8 protein-coding genes are annotated in these 9,967 nt (G+C 73.9%); 3 read left to right on the top strand and 5 right to left on the bottom strand.

The window, feature by feature from the left end; genetic code table 11:
• Window positions 1-96 precede the first annotated feature (96 nt).
• Window positions 97-1,101, bottom strand: coding sequence for a sigma-70 family RNA polymerase sigma factor (locus IE321_RS05755; RefSeq protein ID WP_190221995.1), 1,005 nt, complete (start codon window positions 1,099-1,101; stop codon window positions 97-99).
• 513 nt (window positions 1,102-1,614) lie between these two features.
• Between IE321_RS05755 and IE321_RS05750 the strand changes: the two genes are divergently transcribed.
• Window positions 1,615-2,622: a questin oxidase family protein gene (locus IE321_RS05750; protein ID WP_190221994.1), complete on the top strand. Its 1,008-nt coding sequence runs from the start codon at window positions 1,615-1,617 to the stop codon at window positions 2,620-2,622.
• Between the two features lie 46 nt (window positions 2,623-2,668).
• Here the strand turns inward: IE321_RS05750 and IE321_RS05745 are convergent, their stop codons facing one another.
• Window positions 2,669-3,457: a dioxygenase family protein gene (locus tag IE321_RS05745; RefSeq protein WP_190221993.1), complete on the bottom strand. Its 789-nt coding sequence runs from the start codon at window positions 3,455-3,457 to the stop codon at window positions 2,669-2,671.
• A gap of 117 nt (window positions 3,458-3,574) precedes the next feature.
• On the opposite strand from IE321_RS05745, the gene IE321_RS05740 reads away from it, so the two are divergent.
• The gene (locus IE321_RS05740) at window positions 3,575-4,081 is read left to right on the top strand and encodes a MarR family winged helix-turn-helix transcriptional regulator (protein ID WP_043228698.1); all 507 of its coding nucleotides are present in this window, start codon (window positions 3,575-3,577) and stop codon (window positions 4,079-4,081) included.
• A gap of 123 nt (window positions 4,082-4,204) precedes the next feature.
• Here the strand turns inward: IE321_RS05740 and IE321_RS05735 are convergent, their stop codons facing one another.
• Window positions 4,205-5,746, bottom strand: coding sequence for an MFS transporter (locus IE321_RS05735; protein ID WP_190221992.1), 1,542 nt, complete (start codon window positions 5,744-5,746; stop codon window positions 4,205-4,207).
• Window positions 5,747-6,014: 268 nt separating this feature from the next.
• Window positions 6,015-6,695, bottom strand: coding sequence for a TetR/AcrR family transcriptional regulator (locus IE321_RS05730; RefSeq protein WP_051842589.1), 681 nt, complete (start codon window positions 6,693-6,695; stop codon window positions 6,015-6,017).
• A 271-nt stretch (window positions 6,696-6,966) separates the two neighbouring features.
• Between IE321_RS05730 and IE321_RS05725 the strand changes: the two genes are divergently transcribed.
• Entirely contained in the window at window positions 6,967-8,238 is a 1,272-nt protein-coding gene (locus tag IE321_RS05725; RefSeq protein WP_043228702.1) for a M6 family metalloprotease domain-containing protein, read from the top strand.
• Window positions 8,239-8,300: 62 nt separating this feature from the next.
• On the opposite strand, the gene IE321_RS05720 is transcribed toward IE321_RS05725, so the two are convergent.
• Window positions 8,301-9,959, bottom strand: a complete 1,659-nt coding sequence (locus IE321_RS05720) for a class I adenylate-forming enzyme family protein (RefSeq protein ID WP_372470251.1) — start codon at window positions 9,957-9,959, stop codon at window positions 8,301-8,303.
• Window positions 9,960-9,967 lie beyond the last annotated feature (8 nt).

The raw sequence follows: 9,967 nt of genomic DNA, 5'->3' as shown, positions 1-9,967 counted from the left end.
GGCCGCGGGGTGCGGCCCGCACAGGGGCGGCGGGCGCAGGGCCGCGGCCCGCACCGGGCTGGGTCGCGGCCACCGACCGCCCCGCAGCCGGCCGCCCTAGGCCACCGCGTCGAAGCCCGTGTCCCGCGCCATCTTCTTCAGCTCCAGCAGCGCGTGCTTCTCGATCTGGCGGATCCGCTCGCGCGTGAGCCCGTGTTCCTTGCCGACCTCCGTCAGCGTCCGCTCGCGCCCGTCCTCGATGCCGTACCGCATCCGGATGATGGACGCCGTCCGGTTGTCGAGCTTGTCGATGAGGTCGTCGAGCTCCTCGCTGCGCAGCAGCGTGAGGACGGACTGCTCGGGCGAGATCGCCGACGTGTCCTCCAGGAGGTCGCCGAACTGCGTCTCGCCCTCGTCGTCGACGGACATGTTGAGCGAGACCGGGTCGCGCGCCCAGTCGAGGACGTCGGTGACCCGCTCGGGCGTGGAGCCGAGTTCCTCCGCGACCTCGGCGGGCTCGGGCTCGCGCCCGTGCTCGCGGTTGAACTCGCGCTGGACGCGGCGGATCCGGCCCAGTTCCTCCACGAGGTGGACGGGGAGGCGGATGGTGCGGGACTGGTCGGCGATGGACCGGGTGATGGCCTGGCGGATCCACCACGTGGCGTACGTGGAGAACTTGAAGCCCTTCGCGTAGTCGAACTTCTCGACGGCGCGCACCAGGCCCGCGTTCCCCTCCTGGATCAGGTCGAGCAGGGGCAGGCCGCTGCGCGGGTAGCGCCGGGCCACGGCCACGACGAGCCGCAGGTTGGACTTGATGAAGAGGTCCTTGGCACGCTCGCCCTCGGCGGCCAGCGCCTCCAGCTCCTCGCGGCTCGCCCCGCCCGCCTCGGTGTCCTCCACCTCGCCGTCGAGGATCTGCTGGGCGTAGACGCCCGCCTCGATGGTCTGGGAGAGCTCGACCTCCTTGGCGGCGTCGAGCAGGGGGGTGCGCGCGATCTCGTCGAGGTACATGCCGACCAGGTCGCGGTCGGCGATCTCCCCGCCCACGACGCGAACGCTGCTTGCCCGGCCGTCCCCGCTCTTGGCGGCGGACTGACGACGGGCGACGGCACGGGTTGCCATGCGTGCTCCCTTGCTGAGTAGGTCGCGACACCTTTTCGGGTGCCCTGCATCCGACGGAAACAACGACCGGAATCGGGACAGAATTCCCAGGGGACTCAGGATTTTCGCGATCATGCAGTATCCTGCGCGGCCGCCGGCCCCGCCCGTAGGTCCGTGCCCCCCACGGATCCGCAGGTCAGAGCCCACGGAGCGGTCTTCCAGCCTTCTCCGACCACGCTGTCGGTGAGACGGCCGTCACATCTCCGCCGTCCCGTCCCTCACCCACCAGGACGTCGCCCGCCGCCCGGGAGGTTGCCCCGCCGGGGAGATCGGCCGCGGACATCGGCCGCGGACGTCCACAGCGGACATCGCCCGACCGCCCCACGAACCCACCCCGAGAGTCCGCCCCACGAACCCACCCCGAGAGTCCGCCCCGCGACGCCCCCCTCGACCATCGGCCGAGGTCCGCTCCGCCCCCCGGCGTAGGTCCCGCGCCCGTTACGGCCCGCCCCTCCCCCGCCCTACCGTCCCCTCATGGACACCACCGGCATCCTCGACGAGGCACTCGAACGGCTCCACGCCACCGGTCCCGAGCGGAACGGCTGGCTCACCAATCACGCGCCGATGGCCGTGGAGGCGCTGGCCCGCCACGGTCACGCGGCCGCCGTGCACCGCTGGCTGGACGCGTACGCGCCGAAGCTGGAGGAGGCGCCCGCGCCGTACGCCCCGGTCACCGCCGCGAACTGGCGCGAGGCGCTCGGCGACCCGGCCCGGATCACCGACTGGACCCGGTACTTCGCCCGGGAGCTGGCGGACCGGCCCTGGCGGGAGGTGCTCGCGGAGTGGTGGCCCCGGCTGCTGCCCGGCATCGCGGGCGGGGCCACGCATCCGGTGATCCGCACCGGGCACGCCGTACGGACGCTGCTCGCGCCCGGCGGCGGGACGGCGCCCCGGCGGTCCGAGCTGGCGCACGCGCGCGGGTACTGGGCGGCCCGCCACCAGCCGCTGCCGCCGCTCGCGCCGCTGGCCGCCGCGCCGGACGCGGCCGCCGCGCTCGGAGCCGTACCCGCGGTGCCGCGCCAGGAGGGCGGGATCCGGGAGCGGCTCGCGCAGCTGTCCGGGTTCCCGGTGTGGGGCGAGGCGCCGGACCCCGACGCGGCCCGGGCGCTGCTCGGCGAGCTGGTGACGGCGGCGACGCACCGGTACGCGACGCACGGGCACGGCGAGCCGATCATGCTGGTGCACGCGGCGACGGCGCCGAACGCGGTCCTGCGGGCGCTGCCGCCGCCGCCCCGCGCCCTGTGGGCGCCGAGCCTCGCGGCGGCCTGGCGGGCCTCGGCGGCGGTGACGGCCGCGTACACGCCAAGGGAGGCCGCCGGGTACGCGCCGGCCGGCCTCGCCCCCGAGGAGGTCTTCGCCCGGGCGGCGGCGCACGGCGACGACCACACGATCAAGTTCACGGACACGGCGCTGGACGTCGGCGACCCGGTCGCGCTGGCCGCCGCCGTCCGCTCGGTGGAGCTGAACCCGCCGGTCCTCTGAACGCCCGGGGGCGCCGGAGGACCGGCGGGGCCGGGGGCCGGAAGGCTCAGCCGAACTGCACCGACCGCTTCGCCAGCCCCATCCAGAAGCCGTCGATCACCGACCGCTCGGCGTCGAGGTCGCCGGCCGCGTCCGCCGCGCCCATGGTGACGAAGAGCGGCGCGAAGTGCTCCGTACGGGGGTGGGCGAGGCGGCCGGCCGGGGACTTGTGCTCGAAGTCGAGCAGGGCGTCCACGTCCTGGGCGGCGAGCGCCTCGTGGCCCCAGGCGTCGAACTCGGCGGACCAGCCCGGCACGCCGCCGCCGGTGTGCCGGAGGGCGGCGAGGTTGTGGGTGAAGAAGCCGCTGCCGACGATCAGCACGCCCTCGTCGCGCAGCGGGGCGAGCCTGCGGCCGATGTCCATGAGGCGGCGCGGGTCGAGGGTGGGCATGGAGATCTGGAGGACGGGGATGTCGGCGCCGGGGTACATCTCGACGAGCGGCACGTAGGCGCCGTGGTCGAGGCCCCGGTCGGGGATGTCCTGCACGGGGGTGCCGGGCGAGCGGAGCAGCTTGCGGACGGACTCGGCGAGCGCGGGCGCGCCGGGGGCGTCGTACCGGACCCGGTAGTAGTGCTCGGGGAAGCCCCAGAAGTCGTAGACGAGGGGGGCGGTCTCGGTGGTGCCGAGGGCGAGCGGGGCCTCCTCCCAGTGGGCGGAGACCATGAGGATCGCCTTGGGGCGGGGCAGTCCGGCGGACCAGGCGGCGAGTTCGCCGGGCCAGACCGGGTCGTCGGCCAGCGGCGGGGCGCCGTGGGACAGGTAGAGCGCGGGCATCCGTTCCTGCGTGGCGTCCATGGCGACGACTCCTCCTCCGTTGCTCGCGGCGTGTTGCCCGCGGGTATTGCTTGAAACTTCAAGCTGATGCATGCAGCGTAAACCTACATAGTTCAACTTTCAAGAACGGGTCGTACGATGGGTGTCATGGGAGACAGGACCGAACCGCGCTGGCTCAGCGACGGCGAACAGCACGTCTGGCGCTCGTACCTCCACGCCACCACGCTCCTGGAGGATCACCTCGACCGCCAGTTGCAGCGGGACGCGGGCATGCCGCACGTGTACTACGGCCTGCTCGTCCAGCTCTCCCAGGCCCCGCGCCGCCGGCTCCGGATGACCGAGCTCGCGAAGAGCGCCAAGATCACCCGCTCCCGGCTCTCGCACGCCGTCGCCCGTCTGGAGAAGAACGGCTGGGTCCGGCGCGAGGACTGCCCCTCCGACAAGCGCGGCCAGTTCGCCCAGCTCACGGACGAGGGCGTGGAGGTCCTGCGGCGCACCGCGCCCGGGCACGTGGCGGCGGTGCGCCAGGCGATGTTCGACCGGCTCAGCCCCGAACAGGTCGAGCAGCTCGGCACGATCATGCGGGTGATGGCCGAGGGCCTGGAGCCCGCGGGCCCGGACGCGGACCTGCCCTGGCTCCGCTGAGCGGGACGCGACGCGGAACCGCCCCGGGCCCGGCGAGCGGGACGCGACGCGGAACCGCCCCGGGCCCGGCGAGCGGGACGCTCGGCGGAGCCGGGGCAGGGGGCGCGTGGGGCCACCGGAGGGTCAGTGCGCGATGACCGGCACCTTCACCTCGTCCTCGGCGCCCGCGCCGGAGCCGGCGACCGCACCGGTGTCCGGCTTCCCGGTGGTGATCAGCACGGCCGCGAGGCCCGCGGCGACGGCCAGGATGCCGACCGCCCACCAGATCGCGGCGGTGTAGCCCTCGACCATGCCCTGGAGCTGGAGCAGCTTCTGGGCGGCCGGGGTGGTCGCGCCGGCGGCGTGGTCCGTGAGGTACGCGGTCGTCGCGGAGGCGGCGATCGTGTTCAGCAGGGCCGTACCGATGGCGCCGCCGACCTGCTGCGAGGTGTTGACCATCGCGGAGGCCACACCGGCGTCCTTCGGGTCCACGCCGTGCGTGGCCAGCGACATGGCCGGCATGAACGCGGTGCCCATGCCGAGGCCGAGCAGCAGCTGCGCCGGCAGGATCAGCCCGGCGTACGAGGTGCCGACCTCCAGCTGCGTCAGGAGCAGCATGCCGACGGCGGCGGTCAGGAAGCCGGGGGCCATGAGCAGCCGCGGCGGGACCCGGGTCATCAGCCGGGTGCCGATCTGGGTCGAGCCGATGATCATGCCCGCGATCATGGGCAGGAACGCGAAGCCGGTCATGACCGGCGAGTAGCCCTTCACGACCTGGAGGTAGTACGTCAGGAAGAGGAAGAGGCCGAACATCGCGATGACGGCGAGGCCGAGCGAGAGGTAGACGCCGCCGCGGTTGCGGTCGGTGAGGACGCGCAGCGGCAGCAGCGGGCTCTTCACCTTCGCCTCGACGAGCACGAAGGCGCCGAGCAGCACCACCGAGCCCACGAACATGGCGATCGTGCCGGCGTCGCTCCAGCCCTCGGACTCGGCGCGGGTGAAGCCGTAGACGAGCGCGACCAGACCCAGGGTGGAGAGGATCACGCCGGGGATGTCGAGCGCGGAGCGGTTGCGGCCGCCGGCCGGCTCGCGGATCACCAGGTACGCGCCGACGGCGGCGACGATCGCGAACGGGATGTTGACGAAGAAGGTCCAGCGCCAGTTCAGGTACTCGGTGAGGAAGCCGCCGAGGATCAGGCCCACGGCGCCGCCACCACCGGCGATCGCGCCGTAGATGCCGAACGCCTTGGCGCGCTCCTTGGCGTCGGTGAAGGTCACCGCGAGCAGCGACAGCGCGGCGGGCGCGAGCAGCGCGCCGAAGGCGCCCTGGAGCGCGCGGGCCCCGAGCATCATGGCCTCGCCGGTGGCCGCGCCACCGAGGGCGGAGGCGGCGGCGAAGCCGATCAGACCGACGACGAAGGTGCGCTTGCGGCCCCAGAGGTCGGCGATCCGGCCGCCGAAGAGCAGCAGGCCGCCGAAGGCGAGGGCGTAGGCCGTGATGACCCACTGCCGGTTGCCGTCCGAAATGCCCAGGTCCTGCTGGGCGGAGGGGAGGGCGATGTTCACGATGGTCGCGTCGAGCACGACCATCAGCTGGGCGAGGGCGATGAAGACGAGTGCCTTCCAGCGACCGGGGTCGGGCTGGAGGGCGGCCGTCGACCGGGAGGTCTCGGCGGTTTCGGGCATGGGAGTAGCCACCTCTTGGTGCGTACGGGAAGAAAAGGGACGTTCTCGGGAACGTTTCAAGAAGTCGGGGGGCTCGGTGGAGCGGGGGCGCCGAAGGGGCGACCGGTCGCGCCGGGGCCTTTCACTGGCGGGCCGGGGCCTTTCGCGGGCCGGGGCCTTTCGCGGGCCGGGGCCTTTCACGGGCGGGCCGGGCCTTTCACGGGCCGGGGCCTTCACCGGTGAACCGGGCCGGAACCCGTCACCCGCCCCGCGGTCGGGCCGGCGCCCGTCACGCGTCGCGTCTCAGGTCCTCCAGGGTCGCCGCCGCGCCGGGCAGCGTGGAGCGGGCGGGCGCCTCCAGGCCGTCGAGGAAGAGCTGGAGATGCCGGTGGACGAAGGGGGCGAAGTCCTCGCAGCCGGTGCCCGGCAGCGGCCGGGTCAGCTGGGAGACGCCGACCATGAGGTCGCCGACGCCGATGTCGGCACGGAGCCGGCCGGCCGTCTGCGCCCGCCGGACGAGGCCCTCGACGGCCTCCTCCAGGCGCTCGCTCTCGACGACCAGGTCGGGATGGTCCTTGTCGAAGGTGCCGTCGAGCATCGGGCAGAGCGCGCCGACCCTCTCGTCGGCCGCCGCGTGGACGAAGCGGCTGACGGCGGCGAAGGTGTCCGCCTCCTCGGCCGCCGCCCGCTCGGCCCGCTCGGTGAGCCGGGCGAGGATCGAGAGGACGACCTCGTGGACGAGCTCGGGGCGCTCGGGGAAGTTCCGGTAGAGCGTGGCGTTGCCGACGCCGGCCCGGCGCGCGATCTCGTCGTAGGGCACGGCGCAGCCGAACTCCACGAACATCTCGCGGGCCGCCGTCACCAGCCGCTCGCGGTTGCGGAGCGCGTCGGCGCGCGGCCGGGGCACGCGGCGCACGGGCGCGGCCTCGGCCGCGCCGTCGCCCGCGGGAGCTTCTCCGTCGGTGCGGATCACGCCACGACCTCCTCAGCCGTCGGGCCCCCGGCCTCTCAGCCGTTCGGAGCCATCCGGGGAAACAGTCCCCACTTCGTCGAACTCTCTTCTAAACGGGGAAGCAATCCCCGCTTATTTCGACTACGGATGTGACCTGGATCACTTTCTACGCTCCGTGCGGGGATACCCACGATCGGTCCACCCGGCGCGCGCCCCCGCGCCGCTCCGCACAGGCTGAGCCCACGGCGCACCACGCCGCTGACCTGGCCCCGACCGGAGAGGCGACCGCATGCAGCACACCCGCCGGCGGATACGCAGACCGGTCGCCCTCGCGGCGACCGCGGCCCTTCTGCTCACCGTGCTCGCCTCCGCGAGCACCACGCTCCCCGGGCCCGCCCCGGCCTCGGCCGGCCCGGTGGCCGCCGCGCCGGACACCACCCGGCTCGGACCGTGCCGCATCGCCACCACCCTCGGTGTGCAGATGTCGGAAGGGCTGCCGACCGCCCCCGGGTACGCCCGCTCCACCGGCGCCGTCCGCGCCCTCACGCTCATGGTCGACTTCCCCGACGCCCGCGGCGAGGGCACCGCCATGTCCCGCTTCCGGGAGTTCTTCCCGCAGACCTCCGACTGGTTCCGCGTCAGCTCCTACGGCCGCCTCCAGTACCGCGCCGAGACCCCGATACCCGACTGGCTGCGGATGCCGCGGCCGTTCTCCTCGTACGGCATCGAGCGCGGCGCCCCGTACGAACCGGGCTACCGCTCCTTCGTCGAGGACATCGTGAAGGCGGCCGACCCGAAGGTCGACTTCAGCGCCTACGACCTGGTCAACGTCCTGGTCACGCCGAACGCCGGCCCCTCCGCCCTCGACACCGTCCTGTCCGTGACCTTCTCCGGCAACGACGACGCCCCCTACGCCGACGGCGTCCCGCTCGCCAACACGTCCTTCGTCTACAGCCGCCAGGACGACGGCTCCGGCACCTACGCCCAGACCGGCTACCGCGTCCTGCCGCACGAGAACGGCCACGTCTTCGGCCTGCCCGACCTCTACACCGCCGACGGCGGCGGCACGGTCGGCCACTGGGACATCATGTCCGAGGACTGGGGGGCCAACAACGACCTGCTCGGCTGGCACAAGTGGAAGCTCGGCTGGCTCGACAACGACCAGATCCGCTGCGCCTCCGTCACCGGCACCAGCGAGCACCTGCTCACCCCGCTGGCCGTCGCCGGCGGCCCCAAACTGGTCTTCGTCCCGCTCTCCGACACCACCGGATACGCCGTCGAGGTCCGCACCCGCGAGGGCAACGACGAGGCCGTCTGCGAGCCGGGCGTCCTCGTCTACCGCGTCGAGTCCGACGTGGACACCGGCCACGGCCCGGTGACGGTCGCCGACAGCGACCGCACCAGCGGCGGCTGCACCCGCCGCCCCAACGTCCACGCGGAACTCTCCGACGCGCCCTTCCGCCCCGGCGAGACCTTCACCGACCGCACCAACGGCATCCGCATAGGCGTCGTCGACGAGGACGCCGCCGGCAACTTCCGCATCCGCGTCAGCCGCGACTGAGCACGACGGGCCCCTCCCCCGGCCCTCATGGCTCCCGCGACCCCTCCGACTCCCCGCGACTCCTACGGCTCGCCCGGCTCCCCCGGCTCCCGCCCGGCGACGGCGGACACCACCAGCTCCCGCAACTCCCCCTTGAGCAGCTTCCCCGCCCGGTTCCGGGGCAGCTCCGCGTCCGGCACGAGCACGACGTGCGCGGGCACCTTGAAGGCGGCGAGGCGCGCGGCGACGTGCGCCCGCAGCCCCTCCACACCCACCGGGGAGCCCGCCCGGAGCCGTACGACCGCCCCGACCTCCTCGCCCAGCAGCGGGTGCGGGACCCCGACGACGGCCGCGTCGAGCACGTCCGGGTGCGCGTGGAGCGCCTGCTCGACCTCCACGCAGTACACGTTCTCGCCGCCCCTGATCACCAGGTCGGTGAGCCGGTCGACGATCGAGACCCGCCCCCCGGCGTCCACCGTGGCGAGATCACCGGTACGGAACCACCCGCCGGGCGCGAACACGGCCCGGGTCGCCTCCGGATCCCCCCAGTACCCCCGGAAGAGCGACTGCCCCCGCAGCCACAGCTCGCCGACCCCGTCCTCCCCCGGCGCCTCGATCCGCGCCTCGGTGGCCGGCGAGGGCCGCCCCACGCTCCCGGGATGCTCGCGGTACTCGGCACCGACGTTGGCGAACACCCCGCCGCAGGTCTCGGTGAGCCCGTACCCGTTCCGGGGCGCGATCCGCTCCCCGTACCCCGCCGCCAGCTCCCCGGTGATCGCCGGCGGCGCGGCGGCCCCGCCCGTGCTCAGCAGCACGAGGCTCTCCAGCCCGTCCCCCGCCTCCCGGGCGAGCGCGAGCAGCTGCAGCGCGGTGGTCGGCACCCCCGCGTAATGGGTCACGCCGTGCTCCCGGATCAGCTCCAGGGCCCGCCCCGCGTCCCACTTCCGCATCATGACGAGCGTCCCCCCGGCCGCCATCACGGCGTACAGCGAGGTGAAGGCGGCGACGTGGAAGAAGGGAAAGGTCGTCAGGGACACCACCGGCGCGCCGCCCCCCGGCCGCTCCCCCCGCGCGATCGCCGCGGCGGCGGCGAAGTACCGCGGGTGCACCGCGGCCCCGGCCTGCGCGAGATGCGTGGCGACGGCCCCCTTGGGCCGCCCGGTCGTCCCGGACGTGTAGAAGATCGTCGCGTCGTCCTCGGGCGCCACCTCGACGTCGGGCGGCCCGAGCAGCGGATCGTCGTCCACCTCGTACGCCACGAACCCGGCCTCGGCCTCACCCCGGAACACGATCCCCGGCACCCCGGCGGCCCGCGCCCACTCCCGCACCCGCCCGACCCGCTCGCCGTCCACCAGCAGCATCCGCGGCGCGCAGTCGTCCAGCGCGTACGCGAACTCCTCCTCGCTCCACCACGCGTTCAGCGGCACGACGACGAGCCCCGCCAGCTGAGCCCCCCAGAACGCCACCTGCCACTCCGGCAGGTTCCGCATCGCGACCACGACCCGGTCCCCCGGCCGCAGCCCGTACTCCCCCACCAGCCGCCGCCCCAGCCCACAGGCGGCGTCGAAGAACTCCCGGTAGGTGACGCTCTCCCCCTCACCCACCAGAAAAACCCGGTCCCCGAACCCCCACACCACCTCGACGAACTCCCGCAACGTCCGAGGCCCCCGCACGTACACCCCGTCCACGACCTCGAACGGCGCCCCCTCGCCCGTCAGCACACCCACACCCCTCTCACCCACCCCACCGA

Source organism: Streptomyces hydrogenans (assembly GCF_014656075.1).
GTDB classification, from domain to species: domain Bacteria; phylum Actinomycetota; class Actinomycetes; order Streptomycetales; family Streptomycetaceae; genus Streptomyces; species Streptomyces hydrogenans.
Note: the sequence above shows the minus strand (reverse complement) of the source record. Positions and strands in the feature narration are given on the sequence as shown.

Coding starts and splice junctions, on each gene's coding strand:
- IE321_RS05740 (WP_043228698.1), top strand. CDS start 3,575: ATGGGTGTCATGGGAGACAGGACCGAACCGCGCTGGCTCAGCGACGGC.
- IE321_RS05745 (WP_190221993.1), bottom strand. CDS start 3,457: ATGGACGCCACGCAGGAACGGATGCCCGCGCTCTACCTGTCCCACGGC.
- IE321_RS05725 (WP_043228702.1), top strand. CDS start 6,967: ATGCAGCACACCCGCCGGCGGATACGCAGACCGGTCGCCCTCGCGGCG.
- IE321_RS05735 (WP_190221992.1), bottom strand. CDS start 5,746: ATGCCCGAAACCGCCGAGACCTCCCGGTCGACGGCCGCCCTCCAGCCC.
- IE321_RS05755 (WP_190221995.1), bottom strand. CDS start 1,101: ATGGCAACCCGTGCCGTCGCCCGTCGTCAGTCCGCCGCCAAGAGCGGG.
- IE321_RS05750 (WP_190221994.1), top strand. CDS start 1,615: ATGGACACCACCGGCATCCTCGACGAGGCACTCGAACGGCTCCACGCC.